Origin of the sequence: Deferrisoma camini S3R1 (assembly GCF_000526155.1) — a bacterium.
Classification (GTDB): domain Bacteria; phylum Desulfobacterota; class Deferrisomatia; order Deferrisomatales; family Deferrisomataceae; genus Deferrisoma; species Deferrisoma camini.
In genome coordinates this window covers 1,958,123-1,979,595 of record NZ_JAFN01000001.1, presented here as the reverse complement: position 1 = coordinate 1,979,595, position 21,473 = coordinate 1,958,123, and the positions used below count along the sequence as shown (strand labels likewise).

At 71.8% G+C, this 21,473-nt stretch carries 16 protein-coding genes; 12 read left to right on the top strand and 4 right to left on the bottom strand.

The window, feature by feature from the left end; all coding sequences use genetic code 11:
• Positions 1–13 precede the first annotated feature (13 nt).
• From DEFCA_RS0108695 to DEFCA_RS20570, 3 genes are all read left to right on the top strand, one after another.
• Positions 14–1,747 (top strand): 30S ribosomal protein S1, encoded by a 1,734-nt coding sequence (locus DEFCA_RS0108695; RefSeq protein ID WP_025322640.1) that lies wholly within the window; start codon positions 14–16, stop codon positions 1,745–1,747.
• A 105-nt stretch (positions 1,748–1,852) separates the two neighbouring features.
• Positions 1,853–2,728 (top strand): signal peptide peptidase SppA, encoded by an 876-nt coding sequence (gene sppA / locus DEFCA_RS0108690; RefSeq protein ID WP_025322639.1) that lies wholly within the window; start codon positions 1,853–1,855, stop codon positions 2,726–2,728.
• 10 nt (positions 2,729–2,738) lie between these two features.
• Complete coding sequence (locus DEFCA_RS20570) at positions 2,739–4,292, top strand: NFACT RNA binding domain-containing protein (protein ID WP_025322638.1); 1,554 nt, start codon at positions 2,739–2,741, stop codon at positions 4,290–4,292.
• 394 nt (positions 4,293–4,686) lie between these two features.
• Here the strand turns inward: DEFCA_RS20570 and DEFCA_RS0108680 are convergent, their stop codons facing one another.
• The gene (locus DEFCA_RS0108680; protein ID WP_025322637.1) at positions 4,687–6,192 is read right to left on the bottom strand and encodes a cobyric acid synthase; all 1,506 of its coding nucleotides are present in this window, start codon (positions 6,190–6,192) and stop codon (positions 4,687–4,689) included.
• Positions 6,193–6,400: 208 nt separating this feature from the next.
• Between DEFCA_RS0108680 and DEFCA_RS24105 the strand changes: the two genes are divergently transcribed.
• Together DEFCA_RS24105 and DEFCA_RS22230 are read left to right on the top strand one after the other, a co-directional pair.
• Entirely contained in the window at positions 6,401–7,459 is a 1,059-nt protein-coding gene (locus tag DEFCA_RS24105) for a sensor histidine kinase (RefSeq protein WP_025322636.1), read from the top strand.
• Positions 7,456–7,626, top strand: coding sequence for a hypothetical protein (locus tag DEFCA_RS22230; protein WP_169709514.1), 171 nt, complete (start codon positions 7,456–7,458; stop codon positions 7,624–7,626). Before DEFCA_RS24105 ends, DEFCA_RS22230 begins: the two co-directional genes overlap by 4 nt.
• Before the next feature lie 315 nt (positions 7,627–7,941).
• On the opposite strand, the gene DEFCA_RS0108665 is transcribed toward DEFCA_RS22230, so the two are convergent.
• Positions 7,942–9,768: a DUF4382 domain-containing protein gene (locus tag DEFCA_RS0108665; RefSeq protein WP_025322635.1), complete on the bottom strand. Its 1,827-nt coding sequence runs from the start codon at positions 9,766–9,768 to the stop codon at positions 7,942–7,944.
• Positions 9,769–10,432: 664 nt separating this feature from the next.
• On the opposite strand from DEFCA_RS0108665, the gene lpxC reads away from it, so the two are divergent.
• The 4 genes from lpxC to DEFCA_RS0108645 all read left to right on the top strand — a co-directional run bounded on the left by lpxC (position 10,433) and on the right by DEFCA_RS0108645 (position 16,053).
• Complete coding sequence (lpxC, locus tag DEFCA_RS0108660) at positions 10,433–11,359, top strand: UDP-3-O-acyl-N-acetylglucosamine deacetylase (RefSeq protein WP_025322634.1); 927 nt, start codon at positions 10,433–10,435, stop codon at positions 11,357–11,359.
• A gap of 583 nt (positions 11,360–11,942) precedes the next feature.
• Complete coding sequence (locus DEFCA_RS0108655) at positions 11,943–12,521, top strand: DUF4390 domain-containing protein (RefSeq protein WP_169709513.1); 579 nt, start codon at positions 11,943–11,945, stop codon at positions 12,519–12,521.
• Positions 12,518–14,689 (top strand): sensor histidine kinase, encoded by a 2,172-nt coding sequence (locus DEFCA_RS0108650; protein WP_025322632.1) that lies wholly within the window; start codon positions 12,518–12,520, stop codon positions 14,687–14,689. The genes DEFCA_RS0108655 and DEFCA_RS0108650 overlap by 4 nt, the downstream gene beginning before the upstream one ends.
• The gene (locus tag DEFCA_RS0108645; RefSeq protein WP_025322631.1) at positions 14,686–16,053 is read left to right on the top strand and encodes a sigma-54-dependent transcriptional regulator; all 1,368 of its coding nucleotides are present in this window, start codon (positions 14,686–14,688) and stop codon (positions 16,051–16,053) included. The genes DEFCA_RS0108650 and DEFCA_RS0108645 overlap by 4 nt, the downstream gene beginning before the upstream one ends.
• Here DEFCA_RS0108645 and DEFCA_RS0108640 read toward each other — a convergent pair.
• Positions 16,019–16,681 (bottom strand): phosphatidylserine decarboxylase family protein, encoded by a 663-nt coding sequence (locus tag DEFCA_RS0108640; RefSeq protein WP_025322630.1) that lies wholly within the window; start codon positions 16,679–16,681, stop codon positions 16,019–16,021. The two genes, DEFCA_RS0108645 and DEFCA_RS0108640, sit on opposite strands and share 35 nt — an antisense overlap.
• Before the next feature lie 341 nt (positions 16,682–17,022).
• On the bottom strand, positions 17,023–18,135 hold the full coding sequence (locus DEFCA_RS0108635; RefSeq protein ID WP_025322629.1) for a cytochrome c3 family protein: 1,113 nt from the start codon (positions 18,133–18,135) through the stop codon (positions 17,023–17,025).
• Positions 18,136–18,290: 155 nt separating this feature from the next.
• Here DEFCA_RS0108635 and DEFCA_RS0108630 point away from each other — a divergent pair, with 155 nt between their 5' ends.
• Genes DEFCA_RS0108630 through DEFCA_RS0108620 form a run of 3 tightly spaced genes read left to right on the top strand, consistent with a single transcriptional unit; the run spans position 18,291 to position 21,472 of the window.
• Positions 18,291–18,662 carry a response regulator gene (locus DEFCA_RS0108630; protein ID WP_025322628.1) on the top strand — a complete coding sequence of 124 codons (372 nt, stop codon included), beginning with the start codon at positions 18,291–18,293 and terminating at the stop codon, positions 18,660–18,662.
• Position 18,663: 1 nt separating this feature from the next.
• Positions 18,664–20,655, top strand: coding sequence for a chemotaxis protein CheA (locus DEFCA_RS24100; protein ID WP_025322627.1), 1,992 nt, complete (start codon positions 18,664–18,666; stop codon positions 20,653–20,655).
• Positions 20,656–20,665: 10 nt separating this feature from the next.
• A complete protein-coding gene (locus DEFCA_RS0108620; RefSeq protein ID WP_025322626.1) occupies positions 20,666–21,472 on the top strand; it encodes an ExeA family protein in 807 nt (268 codons plus the stop codon).
• Position 21,473 lies beyond the last annotated feature (1 nt).

Genomic DNA, 21,473 nt, shown 5'->3' with positions numbered 1-21,473 from the left:
GAACAAGAACAGCATGGAACAGACGAGCGAGATGGTGCAGCCCGAGGAGCGGATGGAGGACTTCGGACGCCTGTTGGAGGAGAGCCTCGGCGGGCCCGAAGAGGGCAGCGTGGCCAAGGGCCGGGTGGTGGACATCACCAACGACTACGCGGTCATCGACATCGGCTACAAGTCCGAGGGGCTGGTGCCCCTGTCCGAGTTCCGGGGCGAGGACGGCCAGATCTCGGTGCAGACGGGCGACGAGGTCGAGGTGCTGGTGGAGCGGCTGGAGGACGCCGACGGCATGGTCGTCCTGAGCAAGGACAAGGCCGACAAGATCCGGATCTGGGACGAGATCAGCAAGGCGGCCGAGCGGGGCGACGTGGTGGAGGGGAAGATCGTGGCCCGCATCAAGGGCGGGCTGAGCGTGGACATCGGGGTGCGCGCGTTCCTGCCGGGCTCCCAGGTGGCCCTGCGGCCGGTGCGCCAGCTCGAGAAGCTCATCGGCGAGACCTATCAGTTCAAGATCATCAAGTTCAACCGCCGCCGTGGCAACATCGTGCTCTCCCGCCGGGTGCTCCTGGAGGAAGAGCGGGCCAAGCTCCGGGAGAAGACCCTCCAGGTTCTGGAGGAGGGCGTGGTGATGAAGGGCGTGGTCAAGAACATCACCGACTACGGAGCCTTCGTGGACCTGGGCGGGATCGACGGCCTGCTCCACGTCACCGACATGAGCTGGGGTCGGGTGAACCACCCCTCCGAGGTGGTGAACATCGGCGACGAGGTCGAGGTGAAGATCCTGTCGTTCGACCGGGAGCGGGAGCGGGTGAGCCTGGGCATCAAGCAGCTCAGCCCCGACCCGTGGGAGAGCGCGGACGAGCGCTACCCGATCGGCTCGAGGATCCAGGGCCGGGTGGTGAGCCTGGCCGATTACGGGGCCTTCGTGGAGCTGGAGCCCGGAATCGAGGGCCTGGTCCACGTGTCGGAGATGAGCTGGACCAAGCGGATCAACCACCCCAGCGAGGTGGTCAAGGTGGGCGAGCAGGTGGAGGTCATGGTCCTGAACGTGGACATGAACCGCCGCCGGATCTCCCTGGGCATGAAGCAGTGCCAGCCCAACCCCTGGGATCTACTGGAGGAGCGCTACCCGGTGGGCGCCGTGGTGCGGGGCCGGATCCGCAACATCACCGACTTCGGCATCTTCGTGGGCGTGGACGAGGGCATCGACGGTCTGATCCACGTGAGCGACATCTCCTGGACCAAGCGGGTCGGTCACCCGGCCACCCTGTACAACGTGGGTGACGAGGTGGAGGCGGTGGTCCTCCACATCGACAAGGACAACGAGCGGTTCAGCCTGGGCATCAAGCAGCTCACCCCCGACCCGTGGGCCGGCATCACGGCCCGGTACCGGGTGGGCTCGATCGTCACCGGCAAGGTTTCGAACATCACGGACTTCGGCGTGTTCGTGGAGCTCGAGCCGGGCGTGGAGGGCCTGGTGCACGTGAGCGAGGTGTCCAGCGAGAAGGTGGACGACCTGAGGTCCATGCTGGAGCCGGGCCAGGAGATCCAGGCCGAGGTGCTCAACATCGACCAGGAGGAGCGCAAGATCAGCCTGTCGATGAAGGCCATCGAGGACGAGAAGGTCCGGGCCGAGAAGATGGCCCTGGACGAGCTGAACCGCCAGATGGCGGCCCACTCCGCCACGACCCTCGGCGAGAAGATCCTCCTGGCCAAGCAGGCCAAGGAGGCCCAGGAGAACGGCGAGGAGTAGGCAGGGGCCCCGCGTGGGGGGCGGCCGTGACAAACGGAAACGAAAACAAAAGGCCGGGCTCTCGCCCGGCCTTTTCCGTGCGGGGGGCGTCCGAGGAGGCGTGCGATGCGAGGGTGCTTGAAGTTCTTGGGGGTCCTGGTGGCCGTGGCCGTGGGAGTGGCCCTCGCGGCCGGCGCGGCCCTCTGGTGGGCCGGCCGGGGCGCCCTGCCCATGGGCGACCGGATCGGCGTGGTGGAGGTGCGGGGGTTCATCGCGGACGCCCGTCCGGCCGTGGAGGCCCTGCGGGCGTTCCGCAAGGACGAGGACGTGAAGGCCGTGGTGGTGCGGGTGGAGAGCCCCGGGGGGGGCATCGCGCCCAGCCAGGAGATCCACGATGAGGTGAAGCGCACGGCCGCGGTCAAGCCGGTCATCGTGTCGATGGGGGCATTGGCCGCCTCGGGGGGGTACTACCTGTCGGCCCCGGCCACCGGCATCGTCGCCCTGCCCGGCACGGCCACCGGGTCGATCGGGGTGATCCTCCAGTTCCAGGAGGTCCACCTGCTGTTCAACAAGCTGGGCCTTCGGACCCAGGTGGTGAAGAGCGGACCGCTCAAGGACGCCGGGTCTCCGTTTCGGGAGATGACCGCCGAGGACCGGGCCGTGTTCCAGAGCCTGATCGACGACCTGTTTCAACAGTTCGTGGACGCGGTGGCCGAGGGCCGGGGCATGGACCGGCAGGCGGTGCTGGCCCTGGCCGACGGCCGGGTGTACTCGGGCCGGCAGGCCCTCGATCTGGGGCTGGTGGACCGGTTGGGCGGGTTCTGGGACGCGGTGGAGTGGGCGCGGCAGCTCGCCGGCCTGCCCGAGGAGCCCAAGCTGGAGTACCGGCGCCGCGACCGGAGGGGTGTGCTCCGGTGGCTGCTGGGGGACGACGCCGACGCCCTGGCCCCCCTGGAGGAGGCCGCGGCCCCGCCCCTGCGCTACGCCCTGCCCGGGTGGTAGGAAACGGAGCATGGATCCGTGGGTGGTGGCCCGGGTCGGCGCCGAGCTGGAGCGGGACTGGCGGGGGGCGTGGGTCCAGGGGGCCTGGGCCTCCCCCGACTGGGGGGCGGTGGTGCGGCTGCGGGCCCCGGGGCGGACCGGGTTGCTCATGCTGGCGGCGGGTCCGCGGGCCGTGGGGGTTGGGTTGGTGGAGCGCCGGCCCACCGCCCCGCCCCGCCCCCCGGCCCTGGCCGCGTACCTGCGGGCCCACGCCGTGGGCGGACGGCTCGAAGGCGTGCGTTGGGGCCGGTTCGACCGGGTGCTCGAGCTCGCCTTTCGCCGGGGCGACGGCGGGTGCTCCCTGGTGTGGGAGGCCGCCGGTCGCCATCCCCTTTTGGCGGTGCTGGATCCGGACGGCCGGGTCCGGGCGGTCCAGGCGGTCCGACCCCGGCCGGGCCTCTCGCCGGGTCGGCCGTACGAGCCGCCCCCCGTGCCCGAGGGACGGGTCTTCCCGGACCGGGCGGACCCCTGGGAGCTGGAGCGCCGGGTCGGCCGGGGCGAGCCGCTGGAGCGGATCCTGTTCGGGGTGACCCCGGGGCAGGCCCGGGAGCTTCGGGCCCGGATGGACCGCAAGGGCGCGGCCGTGGCGTTCAAAGAGATCCTGGCGGCCTACGGCCGGCCCGGCCCCCTGTGGGAGTACGAGGACGGACTGTCGGCTGTGGAACGGGAAGGGGCTGCGCCCGTGGCCGTGTGGCCGTCGGCCCTGGAAGGCGCCGGCCGGTGGCTGGAGGTCCGGGTGGCGGGACCGGGCGCCCCGGCCGAGGGCGACGCCCCCGACGCCCGCCGTTGGAGGCGGAGGGTCGAGCGCAGGATCCGCAACATCGAGCAGGACCTGGCCCGGCTTCCGGACCCCGCCGGGCTGCGGCGGCTGGCCGACGCCCTGGCCGCGGGGCTCCACCGGGTGGCCCGGGGGACCGACACGGTGGTCCTGCCCGACCCGTGGGGCGGCGGGGAGGTGGAGGTGCCCCTGGACCCGGCTCGGTCCCCCGCCGACAACCTGGAGCGGCTGTACCGCCGGGCGGCCAAGGCCGAGCGGGCCCGCGAGGTGCTCACGGAGAGGCTGGCCGCGGCCCGGGCGGAGCTCGAGGGGGCAGCGGCGGACGGCGGCCCCCCACCTGCGGCGCCGCCACGCCCGGATCCCGGGGGCCGGCCCTTCGCCCGGTACGTGTCGTCGGACGGCTGGCCCATCTGGGTGGGCCGCAACGGCCGGGAGAACGACCGGCTGCTGCGCGAGGCCCGGCCGTGGGACCTGTGGCTCCACGCCCGGGACGCGCCCGGCGCCCACGTGCTGATCCGGAAACCGGGCCGGGAGGCCCGGTGCCCCGATCGCACCCTCCGGGAGGCCGCCGGCCTGGCGGCCCTGAGGTCCCGGCGGTCGGGGGAGGGGGCGGTGGAGGTGATGGTGGTCGAGGCCGGACGGGTCCGCAAGCCCAAGGGGGCCGGCCCGGGGCGGGTGGTGGTCCACGGCGAGGAGACTGTGCGGGTCCGCCCCGGCTGGGGAAGCCCCAAACCGGCGATGAAATAGTCGCGTTGTTTGGGAGCCTCGTCAGGCCCCTGCGGGGCCCGGCAACGAGGAAAGGTAACGTTCAGAGATCCTGGGGCCTTGGCGGCGGGACATGGGGCCTGCTTCCGGCCGCGCGCGAAGCCGGGCATGAGATTCGCCGCGCAGGCACGGGACCGAAGAGCTGGTCTCATGACAACTCGCTGGAATCCGAGCCATTTCGCGGTCCGAGCGTCAGAGGCGCTGCGCGGCGAGCTAAGGGGCCGCACGCGGCTCTCCAGCAGACCCCATGCCCCCCGACACCGTGAGGGGATGCAGAAGAGGCGTGGCCACGCTTGGAACACATGGAGTTCACGGAGGTTTTCAAGCCTCCTAGCTTCCCAGCCTCCTAGCCTCCCAGCGGGCCAAAGGCCCGACCTCACACGTCCGGCGAGCCGTCGAGGATCCGGCGCAGGCCGTCCACGTCCAGGTGCTTCCGGAGCAGCGCGGCCAGCCGGTCGTACCCCTCCTCCTTCCGGCGAGCGAACGAGGTGGTCTGGGCCTCGCCGGTGCGGAACAGGCCGAGGAACGCCTGCCGGAAGGCGTCGTTGTCGAAGATGCCGTGGAGGTACGTGCCGAACACCCGCCCGTCCGGGCTGACCGCGCCGTCCGGGTGCCACGACCCGTCCCCCTTGCGCCGAACCTCCAGCAGGGGGGCCGCACCGGGGCCGAGCCGGGTGCGGCCCATGTGGATCTCGTACCCCTTCAGGATGCCGTCGCCGGGGTACCACGTCAGGACCCCCGGCCGAACCCGCCCCTCGGACTGGGCCGTGACCTTCTCGGGCTCCATCACGGTCTCCACGTCCAGAAGCCCGAGCCCCCGGGCCTCCTGCCGGGAGCTCTCGACCCCCAGGGGGTCGCGCACCCACCGGCCCAGCATCTGGTACCCCCCGCAGATGCCCACCACCCAGGCGCCTCTGCGTCGGTTCTCCAGGATCTCGTCGGCCAGCCCGCACCGCCACAGGGCGTGGAGGTCGTCCACCGTGTTCTTGGAGCCGGGGAGGACGATGGCGTCTGCCCGGCCCAGCCGCTCCCCGGGCCACACGAAGTCGAGCCGGACCCCCGGCTCGGCCAGGAACGGGTCGAAGTCCGTGAAGTTGCTGATGCGGTTCGGCACCACCACCGCCACCCGGACCTCGCCCCCGGTGCGGGAGTGGACCACGTCGCGGTGGATCCCGTCTTCCTCCTGGATGAAGATGTCCCGGAAGTACGGAACCACGCCGAGGAACGGTTTGCCCGTGCGCTCGGTGATGGTCCGGAACGCCGGGTCGAGCAGGGAGGGGTCTCCCCGGAACTTGTTGATGAGGAACGCCCGGATCAGGTCCCGCTCGGCTGGCTCCAGCAGCTCCAGGGTGCCCACCAGCGAGGCGAACACCCCGCCCTTGTCGATGTCGCCCACCAGCACCACCGGCGCCCCCACCTCCAGGGCGAACCCCATGTTGGCCAGGTCCCCGTCCCTCAGGTTGATCTCCGCCGGGCTTCCGGCACCCTCCACCAGGATCACCTCAAACCTGCGGGCCAGGCGGTGGAAGCTCTCCAGGGCCACCTGCCGGGCCTTGGGCTTGAACGCGTGATACTCCCGGGCCCTCATGTTGCCGTACACCCGGCCCTGGAGGATCACCTGGGCCCCCACGTCCGTGGTGGGCTTGAGCAGCACGGGGTTCATGTCGGTGTGGGGCTCGACCCCGGCCGCCTCCGCCTGCACCACCTGGGCCCGGCCCATCTCGCCACCGTCGGCCGTGATGTACGAGTTCAGGGCCATGTTCTGGGGCTTGAACGGGGCCACCCGCACCCCGTCCTGCCGGAGCAGCCGGCACAGCCCGGCCACGAGCACGCTCTTGCCCACGTCCGAACCGGTGCCCTGGAGCATGAGAACCTTGGCCATGGCACGCCTCCGAAGGGAGAAGGGCCGCCTATTGTGGACGCGGCCGACCGGCGGGGCAAGCCCAAGCCCTGCCCTCTGTCGAGGCCGAGGCAGGCCCTCGGCCCTGGCAACATCTCGGAGGGTGCGGGTAGAATCGGGGCGAACTGCGGCCGACGAGGGGACGGGCTGCCCCCAAGGGGGGCTCCGGGACCCACGCGGAGGGATTCACATGGGAACCCACGACGACAAACGCCGGATCCAGGCCCTGGAGGACGAACGGGAGGCCTTGGCCGAGGAGGTGTGCCGTCTGCGGGAGCAGCTGGACCAGGGGGCCTCGTGGGGCCCATGGCTCGCCTGGGAGGAGGCCGAGGCCCTGTTGGGGGAGGTCCTGCGGGAGGCTCGGGGGGAAGAGGGGCTGCTCCACTCGGCCGCCCGGGCCCGACAGGCCCTGGCGGCGGGCAGCGGGGCCCCGGCGGACCTGGGTGAGGCGTTGGAGCAGAGCCGAGAGAGGCTGCTGGCCATCCGCGACGCCCTCCGGGAGAGGGACCGCCGGCTGGCGGAGCTGAGGGATCAGAAGGAGGAGCTCCTCAGCATCGTTGCCCACGATCTGCGCACCCCCCTGGTGGCGATCCAGGGGTTCGCCCAGCTCCTGCGGCGTTCGGCCGGCACGGACGGCCTGAGCCCGCGTCAGCAGGAGTACGTGGATCGCATCCTGCAGGCCGTGGCGGCCATGAACCGGCTGGTGGACGACCTTCTGACGGCGCGTCGCCTGGAGCAGGGGCAGCTGCCGTTCGAGCCCCGGCCGGTGCGGCTTCGGGAGTTCGTCGATCGGATTGCGGCCCTCCACGCTTCGGTGGCGCAGGGCAAAGGGGTGTCTGTGGAGGTGGAGGGCGAGGTGTCCGATCTCGAGATCACCGCCGACCCGGACCGCCTGGCCCAGGCGCTGGGGAACCTGCTCCAGAACGCGGTCAAGTTCACGCCGTCGGGGAAGACCGTGCGGCTGCGGGTGCGGGAGGAGGCGGGGCGGGTGCGGTTCGAGGTGGACGACGAGGGGCCGGGGATCGATCCGGAGGCCATGGCCTGCCTGTTCGACCGGTACCGTCAGGGTGGGCTGGCCCGAACCGTGGGGCGGGGCCACGGCCTGGGTCTTCACATCTGCCGTGAGTTGGTGCACATGCACGGGGGCCAGGTCGGGGCGAAGAACCTGCCGTCGGGGGGGAGCCGGTTCTGGATGGAGATCCCGGCCTCCAGCGGCACGGACCGCGACCGAGGGAGAGAAGAGCCGTGAGCGTTTCGGAGAACAAGGACGCGCCGGAGAAAAAGGATCCCGGGGTGCTGGGAAACCGCTCCCCGTTCCGGAAGTTCCTGCACATGGCGTTCTGGGCGGCGCTGTTCTACGCCATGGCCGCCGGTCTGGCGAAGTTTCTGGAGTGGGTGGATCCGGCGCGCTATTGACCCGGCAACAAGACAGGCGCGTTTTTCCGGAGGCGGGGCAAGGGACCTGCCTCCGGCCGGGCGCGAAGCCGGGTGTTGAGATTCGCCGCGCAGGCACGAGACACGGGAGTTGGTTCCATTACAACTCCTTGGAATGGGTGCCATTTCGCGGTCCGGACGCAGGAGGCGCTGCGCGGCGAGCAAAGGGGCCGGGCCCGGCTCTCCAGCAGGTCCCTTGCCCTCCGATCCGGGGCGGGGGCGCGTATTTGATCGCTGGGTTCATAGAGGGAGAGCCCGGCAAGCCCGGGCTCTCCCTCCGAGATGCTCGGATTCCCCTCACCGGAGCCGCACGAAGATCCGCCGGGCCGTGAGGGTCTGGGTGGCGGGGTCGAACGCGCCCAGCCCCGACAGGAACGCCACATGGCGGCCGCCGGCCAGCTCGGCCCCGAGGGCGTCGGCGAACTCGGCGTACCGGCCGTACACCTCGGTGGGCTCCCCCCGCCGGTGGATGACGAACAGGCCGCGGTCCGGGTTCTCCGGCGCCACCGTGGGCGCGGGCTCCGCGGCGAGCTCCGTGGCGATGCCGCCCCGGAACACGTGGCGGAGCGCACCCGCGTCGGTCAGGTCCAGGATGAGCCCCCCTTCGGCCACCGAGAGCTCCGTCCCGCTGCCGGCTGCCCACCGCCCCCGGAGCCGGGCCGTCGCCTCGGAGTAGTCGGCCACGGTCACGGCCTCGAAGTCCGGGGGGGCCTGGCCGAACGGGGTCACGAACCCGAACACCCGCACCGGGGCGTCGGCGGCCACGCCGTCCAGGGAGAGGCCGCCGGTGCTCACCTGGTAGTTGTCCGGATCGGCGTCGTCCGCCGACGCGGAGCCGGTGCCCGTGAAGTCGAAGACGTCGGGCCGGCGTCCCTCGATGTGCTCCAGGGCGAGCCGGACCTCCCCCTCCTGGAGATCGTTCACCGTGCCCGCGATCCGGGTCACGAGCATGCGAATACGCTCGGCCTGGAACGCGGCCGTGCCGCCGCCCTCCGCGTAGGTTCCCAGGAGCCGCACCCGCTGCCCCACGGACACGTCGGCCGGCGTGTAGATGCCGTTCGGATCCAGGGCCCGGGTCACGACCACGTCGTCCGTCCAGGTCACGGTCACGTCCTCGCCCACGAACAGGGCCCCCATGCTCCGGTCGAGGGCGGCCCCCCGAACGGTGAGCGAGGTGTCGTCCCGGGCCACCACCACGCCGATCAGGCCGTCGTGCTCTCCCCCCGGCGCGCTGGTCCCGGCCAGGACCTCGGTGGCCCGGAACGTGCCGGTCTCCCCGTCCACACCGCCCCGCACCACCACCGGCACGGCCGGGTCGGCGGAGGCCTCGGCCAGCAGGGCCAGGCCTTCGGCTCCCGAGGCGCTCGCCCCGTTCACCTGGAACTCGGTGCTCTCCGAGGTGGCCACGGTGATCGACCGGACGGGACGACGGGGGCTCCGGAACGGCGGCCGCAGCACCCGGAACGTGTCGGCCTCCTCGTCCACCGCCCCGAGCAGCCCCCGGACGCGGTGGATCTTGGAGGGGTCGGGCTCCACGGCGGCGTGCAGGGTGGGCTGCACGGTGACCGTGGCCGGGGAGGTGGAGAGGTCCACCTCGTGGTTCGCCGACAGGTCGAAGTCCAGGGTGAGCATCGCCGGGGTCCCGGGGGCCACCACCAGGTGGTTCGCGTTGTCCAGGGTCACGTCGAGCTCGAGGGTGTCCAGGGGGGTGCCGTCCTCGCCCACGGCCACGGCCTCCAGGGCCGAGCCGTCGGCCCCCTCCACCTCGATCAGGGCGTTCGTGTAGTCCAAGGTGAGCCTGGCCGCCACGTACGTGCCGTTCGGCACGGTGGCCGCCGTGACGAACTCGGTCAGGTCGGTGAGTTGGGCGAAGTCGATGCGGGTGTCCAGGGGGATCGTCTCCACCGCGGTCCCGTCGGCCCGGGTGAGCTCCAGGCCCTCCACGTCCACTTCGTACCGGAGAAAGTCCCCTTCGGCGTCGGTCAGGCCGACGAGCACCTCGCCCCCGTCGGACGAGGTCGACGAGGTTGTGGAGCCGGTCCCGCCGCCGCAGGCGGCCAGGAACAGCGCGAGGGTTGCGGCGGCAACGGTCAGGGTTGCGCGCAGCGGTCGTCGTCTCTTCATCGCAAGCCTCCTTTGGCCCCTTCGGGGGCCGAACAACGAGGGAAGGGTATTAACCCGGCGACAAATTAGGCGTGTCACCTCGGAGGGCGGGGCAAGGGACCTGCCTCCGGCCGGGCGCGAAGCCGGGCATGAAATTCGCCGCGCAGGCACGGGACTGAAGAGCTGGTTTCATGGCAACTATGTGGAATCCGAACCATTTCGTGGTCCAAGCGTCAGAGGCACTGCGCGGCGAGCTAAGGGGCCGCGCCCGGCTCTCCAGCAGGCCCCATGCCCCCGAGCTTTGGCGCGATTCGAGAGCCGCCCGGCCGCCTAGCGGGCCGAAGGCCCCCGACCAACGACTAATGACCAACGACCGAAGTTACCGGGAAGAACGGACGATCTTCGGGTCGGTTGCCGCGGCGTTGTGCCCATGTGGACGCACGGCAAGGGCCAGGGGTTTACACGGGGAGCGCTGTTGCGTTTCGGCCACTCCCCAGGGGCGGCGCGTGGAAAAGACGCCACTGCCGGCCGGCCGCGTGCCGGGCCGAACCGGTACGCGGCCAATGATTTCGGCGTGTTGCCGGTTGCCGGGTTTCTTTGAGCTCATGGCACGGGCCTTGCTAATAAGCAACCTCTGGTGATTCGGGACTCGACTGTCCGGGTCCGCACGGGAGGAAGCGAGGCAATGAGCGAGACCTACCAAACGACCGTGAAGCGGTCGGTGCACCTGAAGGGGGTGGCCCTGCACACCGGCGAGACCGTGAGGATGCGGATCGCCCCGGCCCCGGCCGACGCGGGGATCCGGTTCGTCCGGACCGACCTGTCTCCGGCGGTGGAGATTCCGGCCGAGAGCCGGTTCGTGACCGACACCACCCTGGCCACGGTGCTAGGCCGGGACGGGGTCGAGGTGTCCACGGTGGAGCACTGCCTCGCAGCCCTGGCCGGGCTGGGGGTGGACAACGCCCGCATCGAGGTGGACGGCCCCGAACTCCCGATCCTGGACGGAAGCGCGCTGCCGTACGTGGAGGCCGTGCTCGCCGCAGGGGTGCGGCCCTTGGGGCGGCCCCGGCGCACGATCCGGATCGAGAAGCCGGTGCGGGTGCGCAACGGGGACAAGTTCTGCCTGATCCGGCCCGGCCGGGGGTTTCGGGTGACGTACTCCATCGACTTCGACGGCCGGTTTCCGGGGAGCCAACACTTCTTCCTGGACGTGACGCCGGAGCGGTTCGCCGAGGCCGTGGCGCCCGCCCGCACCTTCGGGTTCCTCCACGAGGTGGAGTTCCTGCGCCGCAACGGCAAGGCCCGGGGCGGCAGCCTGGAGAACGCCGTGGTGGTGGAGGGGGACCGGGTCCTCAACCCCGAGGGGCTGCGGATGCCCGACGAGCCCGTGCGCCATAAGATCCTCGACGCGGTGGGCGACCTGGCGCTGATGGGCCACCGGATCGAGGGGCACCTGATCGTGCACAAAGGCGGCCACGCCCTCCACGACCAGCTGGTCAAGACCCTCCTGAGCCGCCCCGACGCCTGGTCTTACGCCGATTCGGACCCCCGGCCGCCCTGGAGGCCGGCGTGGAGCCATGCCCGGCCGGAGCTGGCCCCGGCCCCCGCCTGAGCCGGCGCCCCCCTTTTCGAACCCCTCTGCAGCCGGTCTCCCCCTGGGGCCGGCTTTTCTTGTTGACCCGACGGGTAAACAGACGCGCTTCCATGTAGCTTCGGTCGTTGGTCGTTGGTCGTTGGTCGTTGGTCGGAAGCTCGTCTCGACACCGGAGTCGGGGGGCATGGGGTCTGCTGGAGAGCCGCGTGCGGCTCCTTAGCTCGCCGCGCAGCGCCTCCAACGCTCGCACCGTGAAACCGTTCGGTCCCCGGCCGGACGGTCATGAAACCACCGTTGGTGCCCCGTGCCTGCGCGGCGAATCTCATGCCCGGCTTCGCGCGCGGCCGGAAGCAGACCCTATGCCCCGCCGCCGGCAATGGCCCCGGACCAACGCACGTTATCCTTCTCCACCGCAGGGGCGCGCAGCGGCCGAAGGGGGCTTCCCTGTCGCCCCGCCGTCCGGAAAGAGCGAGCTTGTTCTCGTCGCCGGATCAACATGGACCCGGCGGATCACCGCCGGCGCGCCTTCTCCTTGTCCCCACGGGACCCGTCGCCTAAAATCACCTTTTTTGGGTGATCCCACGGCTTCGGGAGCCCGGTGGTGACGCGACGACTCTTCCCCTCGATCTTGATCTTGCTGGGTCTCCTGCTGGCGTCCCCGGCCTCGGCCGCCGGCGACAAGGGGCCGTACATCGACGGCGTGCTCCTGGAGCGGGGCCCCCGTTCGGACCTGCTGGTGTCGTTCCACGTGGAGGGGGCTCTGGTTCCCCAACTTCGCGAGACCCTGGAGAGCGGCCTGCCGGTTCGGTTCACCTTCTGGATCCGGATCGACCGACCCAAGGCCTGGGCCCGGGACGAGGTGCTGGTGGACCTGCGCCTGACCCGCACCCTCGAGAAGAACAACCTCCAGAACCGGTTCCACGTCACCTTCGAGGACGGGTCGGCCGGCCCCGAGGAACCGGACCTGGCCCGGGCCGTGGCGGCGCTGGGCCGCGTGGAGCGGATGAGCCTGCTGCCCCTGGACGCCCTGCGGGGCGGGGGGCCTGCCTTCCTGAGGATCCGGGCGCGGCTCCAGGAGTTCCGGCTCCCGTTCCGGCTCCACCGGATCCTGCCGTTCGTGGCCCTGTGGGACCTGGAGACCCCCTGGTACGTGGTCGAGGTGCCGCGGAACCTGCCATGACGCGGCGAGCCCGGTTTGCCCGACGCCCCCTGGTGCTTGGGGGGCTGCTGATCCTGCTCATCCTCTGGGTCCTGGGTGCGGCCGCGCTGTGGCGGCTGATGGGGTTCCGGACCGTCTCGGTGCGGGAGAGCCTGGGGTTCTTCGCCCTGGTCAACCTCCACATCCTCCTGCTGCTCCTCCTGCTCTATCTGTGCCTGCGCAACCTCACCAAGCTGGTGTTCGAGTGGCGGCGGGGGGTGCTCGGGTCCCGGCTTCGCACCAAGCTCGTGCTGGCGTTCCTGGCGATCACCGTGATCCCCACGGCCCTGTTGTTCCTGGCCAGCGCCGGGTTCCTGGCCCGGAGCATCGACAGCTGGTTCAGCGACCGGGTGGAGGGCGCCCTGCGCCAGGCCCTGGAGGTGGCCCGGGCCTACTACCGGGAGCAGGAGGACCGGGTCCTGGACGGTGCCCGCACGGTGGCCCGGATCGCGAAACCCCTGGGAGCCCCGGACCTGGAGCGCCGGGTCGAGGCGTTGGGCCTGGCCGCCGTGTACCGGCTGGGTCCGGACGGGCGGCTCGTGGCGGGGGCGTCCCGGCGGGGGCGGCCCGTGGCCCCGCCCCCCACGGCGGACGAGGCCCCGGTGAAGGAGGCGTTGGAGGGCCGCGAGGCCGCCACCATCCTCAACACCGACCGGGGCGACTTCATCCGGGCCGCGGTGCCGGTCCCGTCCGGGGGGGTGGTGGTGGCCGACGTGCACCTGCCCGGCCGAACCCTGGAGCGCCTCGAGGAGATCACGGCGGGGTTCGAGGAGTACCGGCAGCTCCAGATCCTCCGGACCCCGATCAAGGTGAGCTACATCCTGCCCCTTCTGCTGGTGGCCCTGCTGCTCGTGTTCGCGGCCATCTGGTTCGGCTTCTACCTGGCCCGGGGGATCACCGGCCCCATCCAGAAGCTGGCCGAGGCCACCCAGCGGGTGGCCGGGGGGGACCTCAACTTCGAGCTGGACGTGCCCAGCCGAGACGAGGTGGGGGTGCTCGTGGCCTCGTTCAACCGGATGACCCGCGACCTGAGGGCGAGCCGGGCCGAGGTGGAGCGGACCCAGGCCACCCTCGAGCGGGCCAACGCCGAGCTGGAGGAGCGGCGCCGCTACATGGAGATCGTGCTGAGCCGGGTGACGGCCGGGGTGGTGAGCGCGGACCCGGAGGGGCGGATCACCACCGTGAACCCGTCGGCCTGCGACCTGTTGGGGCTTCCGCCCGACTGCGTGGGCCGGCGGTACCGAGACGTGCTCCCCCCCGAGGTGGAGCGCCCCCTCACCGAGATCGGCCGGGAGCTGGAGCGGTCGCGCCACGACACGATCCAGCGCCAGGTCACCGTGGAGGGGCCTGGCCGCCGCAGCACCCTCATGGTGCACATGACCCGGCTGCGCGACGACGAGGGCCGGCACCTGGGCACGGTGGCCGTGGTGGACGACCTGACCGATCTGGTGCTGGCCCAGCGGGCCCGGGCCTGGCAGGAGGTGGCCCGGCGCATGGCCCACGAGATCAAGAACCCCCTGACCCCGATCCAGCTCTCGGCCCAGCGGCTTCGCCGCAAGTACGCCGACCTGCTCGAACGGGAGGACGGCGCCGTGCTCGACGAGGCCACCCGGACCATCGTCGCCCAGGTGGAGGGGCTCAAGCGCCTGGTGAACGCGTTCAGCCGGTTCGCCCGCATGCCCGAGTGCCGGCCCGGCCCCGAGGACCTGAACCGGCTCGTGGACGAGGTGGTGGGCCTGTACCGGCCCGCCCACCCCGAGATCCGGTTCGAGGCCCACCTGGACCCGGACCTGCCCACCGTGCTGGTCGACGGGGAGCAGATGCGCCGGGTGTTCGTGAACCTGCTGGACAACGCCGTGGCCGCCCTCCAGGGCAGCGACGACGCCTGGGTGGAGGTGGTCACCGACTACGACCCCTCCGCCCGCCGGGTGCGGGTCTCGGTGGCGGACAACGGGCCGGGGCTCAGCCCCGAGGCGCGGCAGCGCCTGTTCGAGCCGTACTTCTCCACCAAGGAGGGGGGCACGGGCCTGGGGCTCGCGATCGTGAAGAGCATCGTGTCGGACCACGGCGGATCCATCCGGGCCCACGACAACCGGCCCCGGGGGACCCGCTTCCTCATCGAGTTGCCTTTGGACGGTGCCCAGTCATGAGCCGAACGATCCTGGTGGTGGACGACGAAGAGAGCATCCTGGTCAGCCTGCGGGGTGCCCTGGAGGACGAGGGGTACGAGGTGGCCGTGGCCCGGAGCGGCGAGGAGGCGGTCGAGGGCGTCGACGCGGCCGATCCCGACGTGGTGATCCTGGACGTGTGGCTGCCGGGGATGGACGGGGTGGAGACCCTCCAGCGGCTGCGGGAGAAGGATCCGGACCTGCCGGTGCTGATGATGTCGGGCCACGCCACCATCGAGACCGCGGTGAAGGCCACCAAGCTCGGGGCCTACGACTTCATCGAGAAGCCGCTGAACCTGGACAAGCTCCTGCTGACCATCGAGCACGCCGTGCACGCCCGCCGGCTCGCCGAGGAGAACCGGTACTGGCGGGAGCGGTGGGGCCGCACCCACGAGCTGATCGGCGAGAGCCGGGCGATCCAGGAGCTCCGGGATCAGATCCGGGTGGTGGGCCCCACGCGGGCCTCGGTGCTGATCACCGGCGAGAACGGCACGGGCAAGGAGCTGGTGGCCCGGGCCGTGCACCGGGCCAGCCGCCGCAAGGACGGGCCGTTCGTCGAGGTGAACTGCGCCGCCATCCCCGAGGACCTGATCGAGAGCGAGCTGTTCGGGCACGAGAAGGGGGCGTTCACCGGAGCGGCGGCCCGGCGGCGGGGGAAGTTCGACCTGGCCGACGGGGGCACCCTGTTCCTCGATGAGATCGGCGACATGAGCTTGAAGACCCAGGCCAAGATCCTGCGGGTGCTCCAGGAGATGCGGTTCGAGCGGGTGGGGGGCACCAAGACCCACGAGGTGGACGTGCGGATCATCGCGGCCACCAACAAGGCCCTGGAGGCGGAGATCCGGGAGGGCCGGTTCCGGGAGGACCTGTTCTACCGGCTCAACGTGGTGCCCATCGAGGTGCCGCCCCTGCGGGAGCGGGTGGAGGACATCCCCATGCTGTTCCGCCACTTCGTGCGGGAGTACTGCGCCGAAGAGAACCGGGAGCCGGTGGAGGTGGACGAAGGGGTGTTCGAGGTGCTCCAGGGCTACCCTTGGCCGGGGAACGTCCGCGAGCTCAAGAACGTGGCCGAGCGCATGGTGATCCTGTGCCGCTCGGATCGCCTCACCCCGGACGACGTGCCCCCGGCCGTGCGGGGTCGGACGCACGAGCCCCGGGCCGGCGATCTGCCCGAGCCGGGTCTCGGCCTCCGCAAGGCCCGGCGGCTGTTCGAGCGGGAGTACATCACCCGGCACCTGGCGGCCGCCGGCTGGAACGTGCCCCAGGCGGCCGAGGCCCTGGGGCTCGACCGGTCCAGCCTGTACAAGAAGCTCAAGGAGCTGGGGATCGAGGTTCCGTCGTCCTGACGTCCGGAATCCGGGCGATCACGGTCCGTCCGCCCGCCACCATCTGACCCGGCTGCACCCTCAGCTCCACCCCCTCGGGCAGGATCAGCTCGGTGCACGACCCCAGCTTGATCAGCCCGAACCGTTGCCCCCGCCGGAGCCGGTCTCCCGGCCCCACCCGGCACACGATCCGCCGGGCGAGCATGCCGGTGATCTGGTGCACCACGACCCGGATCCCCTGGCCCTCGATGCCCAGGGTGTTGCGCTCGTTGAGCTCCGAGGCGTGGTCCCGGAACGCCGGGAGCATCTTCCCCTGGCGGTAGGTCTGGAACAGCACGGTTCCGGTGATCGGCGAGCGGTTCACGTGCACGTTGAACACGCTCAGGAAGATCGAGACCCGCACGGCCGGACCGCCCACGAACGGCTCCTCCACCGAGTCCACCCGGAGCACCGTGCCGTCGGCCGGTGACACCACGAGGCCGGGCTCCATCGGGACCTCCCGCTCCGGATCGCGGAAGAAGAACACCACGAACGCCGTGAGCCCCAGGGACGCCCAAGCCAGGGTCTCCCAACCGAGAAAGCCGGTCACCGCGGCCAGCGCCAAGAGCTTCCAGACATACGGCCACGCATCGGGCACGATGGGCAGCATGGAGATCGATCCCTCCCGGGTTGGAGTGCGGGCCGCCCCTTATAGCAGAGGGCCCTGCGGGGGTAAAGAAGCCCTCATACCGAGTCGCGTTCAAACCGAGAGCCCTCGGGGAGGCGGGGCAAGGGACCTGCCTCCGGCCGGGCGCGAAGCCGGGTATTGAGATCCGCCGCGCAGGCAGGGGACGGGAGAGTTGGTTTCATTCCAACTCCGGAGAATGCAAGCCATTTCGTGGCTCCAACGCCGGAGGCGCTGCGCGGCGGGCTAAGGAGCCGCACCCGGCTCTCCGGCAGGTCCCTTGCCCCTCTGCTCAGGGGGCCAGTGGCTTTGAACGCAACTTGGTATCAGTAGTGGCACTTCCGGCAGAACCGGGTCAGGGCCTGTTCGTTCTCCAGGATCCGGGCCCGGCTCACGTCCGAGACCCCGTGGGGGGCGTGGCAGCTCACGCACCCCAGGGGTCGGCCCGGGAGGGAGGGGTCCACCTCGGCCTCCACCGGGTGGCCCGCCACGGGATGGCCGCGCCCCCCCTCGGCCACGTCCGGGTGGCACCCGGCGCAGAACTCGTTGCCGGCCTTGGCGGTGAGGATCCGGGTGTCGCCGCCGTGGGGGTTGTGGCACTGGGTGCAGGGCACCGATCCGTGCAGGCCCTTGTCCACCGGCAGGGGCAGGGTGTCCGCATGGCACAACAGACACAGCTTCGGGGGCGCCTCGCGCAGCACCGCGGTGGTCTTGCCGCCGTGGGGATCGTGGCACACCAGGCACCCCCCGGCGGCCACCGGCCCGTGCACGAACTTCTTGCCCCCCAGGATCCGGGCCAGGAAGTCCTCGTGGCACCGGCCGCACCCCGCCGGCTGGGAGGCCGCGATCGTGAACCGGGCCGACCGGTACTGCGGGTCGTGGCACATGAAGCAGGCGTACACCGCGGTGGGCCCGTGGAGGTTGGGGGCCTTCTCGATCCCGGGATGGCACGCTCCGCACACCTTGCCCGCCGGGGCCAGGGGGCGGTCCGGCACGGTCTCGTAGGTTTCGGGCAGGTTGTGGCAGCCCGAGCACCCGGCCTCGCGCTCGCGGGTGTGGAACGCGTAGGGCCGGTCGCCCGGCGCGACCGGGGTGCGAAGCGAATAGGGGGGCACGTAGGTCACGGTGAACGAGAGGCGGACCTTCTCGTCCACGGCCCGCACGATCTCGAACCGGTTGCGCCCCTCTTTGAGGGGGAGCTGGAGGTGGAACAGATCCTCCCGGTCCCCAGGCACCGACACCCCTTTGCGGTCGAGGCGCCTGCCATCGGCGCGCACGAAGGTCTGCTCGCCGGCGGGCACGGTGTACACCAGCAGCACCTGGGGGGTGCGGACCACCCCGGTTTCGGCCGGGGCCAGCAGCCGGGGCAGCTCGCGGGCCGCGGCCGGTGCGGCCGCAAGGGGCAGGGAGACCAGGGCGGCCAGGAGCGCGGTTCGCATGCAAAGATCCTCCAGGAACGGGTTGGGCGGACTGACGAACCTCACGGCCCCTCTCATCGGCACCCGGACGGCGCGGCATGAGGCGTTGACGACCCCCCCGACCACCGCATAGAGTACCCGGGTCGCATCCCAAACCGAAAGCAGGGGAGGAGCCGATGGCGCGGATCCTGATCGTGGACGACTCGCCCACCATGCGCCAGCTCCTCGCCGCCTGTCTCGCCCCCCTGTCCCCCGACTGCGCGGAGGCCTCCACCGGGCTGGAGGCCGTGGAAAGGCTCTCGATCGAGCCCTTCGACCTGGTGTTCCTCGATATCAACATGCCCGACATGGACGGGGTGGAGGTGGTGTCGTTCCTGAAGACCCACCCTTCCCTGGCCAAGATCCCCGTGGTCATGGTGACCACCCGGGCCGAGCCGGGGCTGCGCGAGCGGCTCCTGGCCCAGGGGGTCGACCGGTACATCACGAAGCCGTTCGACCCCTCTGCGGTTCTCCAGGCCGCCCGCGACCTGCTTCCCGCCGGAGGTTGAGGTGTCGGGGCCCGACGTCTCCCAGGCCTTGGCAGGGTACTTCGAGGAGGTGGCCGAGCTGCTCCAGGCCGCCCAGTCCGCCCTGCTTTCGGTGGAGAACTCCGTGGCCGAGGGGGACCTGGACGTGCCGAGCCTGTACACGGTGTACCGGGCCATGCACACGATCAAGGGGCTCTCGGCGATGGTGGAGGCCCACGCGGCCGTGCGGGTGGCCCACGGCCTGGAGACCGTTCTCCAGGACCTCCACGCACGCGAGCAGGCGCCGTCCCGGGCCTTGTTGGACCGCCTGTTCGAGGGGGTGGCCCTCCTGGAGTCCCTGGTCGACCGGTTCCGGTCCGGGGAGGTGGAGGCGCCCGAGACCGAGGGGTTTCTGGACGCGCTCGCGCGGGTCCGGGCCGCGGAGGAGGGGACCCCGTCGGGGGCGGCCGCGGGCCCGGGGGAGTCGTTGCCCCTGCCCGAGTCGGTGCTCCGCAAGCTCTCGGGGTACGAACAGCGCCAGGCCCTGAAGCGACTGGCCGCCGGTGAGGGCCTCTACCTCCTCGAGCTCGCCCCCGACAAGGACAAGGTGGCCCGCGGGGTCTCGATCAACGCCGTACGGAGCACCCTGGAGGAGGCGAAGGAGCTCCTCGCCGCCGTCCCGCTGGCCGAGGCGGGCAAGGGGCTTCGGTTCCTGGTGGCCGTGATGTCGGCCCGGCCCCTCGAAGAGGTGCTGGCACCGTGGAAAGGCGATGTGACCGGCCGCGTGCTGCGCCCTCCCGCGAAGCCAAAGCCGCCCCCGCCCAAGGCCGAGCGCCGCCCCGCGCCGCCGGCCGGCCCGGCCCGGGACACGATCCGGGTGCCGGCCGAAAAGCTCGATGCCATGCTCCGGTTGGTGGGCGAGCTGGTGGTGGACAAGAACCGGCTGTGGGGCGCCCTGGCCCAGGTGGACGCCGGCCTGCCCCCCCGCCGGCTCCGGAACCTTCTGGAAGAACGGCTCCGGGCCCTGGACCGGACCGCCCGCGACCTGCGCGACGCGGTCACCACGGCCCGGCTGGTGCCGGCGGCCGAGCTGCTGCAACGGGTCCCCCTCATCGCCCGGGAGGCGGCCCGGGTGCAGCGCAAGGAGGTGAGGGCCCTGCTGGAGGGGGGGGAGGTCGAGGTGGACAAGGCCGTGGTGGAGCGGCTGGCCGAGCCCCTGGTGCACCTCATCCGCAACGCCGTGGACCACGGCATCGAGCCGCCGGCGGAGCGGGAGCGCCTGGGCAAGCCCCGGGTGGGGACCGTTCGGGTGGCCTGCCGGAGCGAGGGCGAGGAGGTGGTGCTCACCGTGGCCGACGACGGCCGGGGGATCGACCCCGAGACGGTGCGGCCCCGGGCAGAGGCCATGGGCCTGGCGGCCGCCGGCAAACCCCTGACCGCCGACCAACTGATCCGGGTCCTGTGCGCGCCGGGGTTCACCACCCACCGGGGCGCCGACGAGCTCGGCGGCCGGGGCGTGGGCATGGAGGCGGTGTGGCACGGGGTCACGGCCCTGGGGGGCAGCCTCGCCCTGGAGACCCGCCCGGGCCGGGGGACCACCTGGACGCTTCGGGTTCCCGTGACCCTGACCATCGGGGACGTGGTCCTCGTGCGGGTGGGGGCGGAGACCCTGGCGTTCCCCCTGGCCGCCGTGATCGAGGTGTTGGAGGCCCCGGAGCTGGTGAGGGTGGAGCGGGAGACCCTGATGCGCTACCGGGGCCGGGAGATCCCCCACGTGGACCTGGCCGAGGCGTTGGGGATGCCGGCGGCGGAGGCCCCGGCGTTCCCCAGCGCCGTGATCACCCCCGGTCCCCGGGGGCCCGTGGGGATCGGGGTCGGCCGGATGCTGGGGCTCAGGGAGGTGGTGCTGAGGCCCCTGGCCGATCCCCTGGTCCGCACCCCCGGGGTCGAGGCGGTCACCGACCTGGGAGACGGCCGGGGCATCCTGGTCCTGGACCCCCGAGGGGTGGTGGGAAGGCTCCAGGGAGAGGGCTGAGCCGCAAGCCATGTACGAGTCCCATTTCGGTCTGAGCGACCGGCCGTTCCGCAGGACGCCCGACCCGGCCTACCTGTTCGCGGGCGAGGTGCACGCCGAGGCCCTGGAGCGGCTGGTGTACTGCGCCGAGGAGACCGACCTGGGGCTGCTGACGGGCGACGTGGGCACCGGCAAGACCCTGCTGACTCGGGCCCTGGCCGACCGGCTCGACGGGCGGGGGTTTCACCTGGGATGGATCGTGCATCCCCGCCTGAGCCCGGCCCAGCTCCTGGCGGCCGTGGCCGCGGAACTGGGGGTGGACCGCCCGCCCCGGAGCCGCAGGGCCTGCGTGGAGGCCATCTACGCCCGGCTCGAGGAGCTGTGGGAAGGGGGCGTCCGGCCGGTGGTGATCCTGGACGAGGCACAGCTCCTCCCCGGCCGGGAGGCTCTGGAGGAGATCCGCCTCCTCACCAACTTCCAGACGGACACCGAGAACCTGCTGGGCCTCATCCTCGTGGGACAGCCCGAGCTGGAGGGGCGGCTGCGCCGGCCCGCCTACCGGGCGGTGGCCCAACGGATCGGCATCCACTGCCGCCTGGAGCCCCTGTCGCAAGACGACACGGGCCGGTACCTGGCCCATCGGCTCCGGGTGGCGGGCCGGGAGGAACCCCTGTTCACCGAGGAGGCGGTGGCCTCGGTGCACCGGCTGAGCGGGGGGCTCCCCCGCCGGATCAACGCCGTGGCCGAGGCCGCCCTGATCGAGGCCTACGGCCAGGGGGCCGAGGAGATCACGGCCCCCTTGGTGGAGGCCGGCGCGAAGAGCCTGCTGTTCGGGTAGG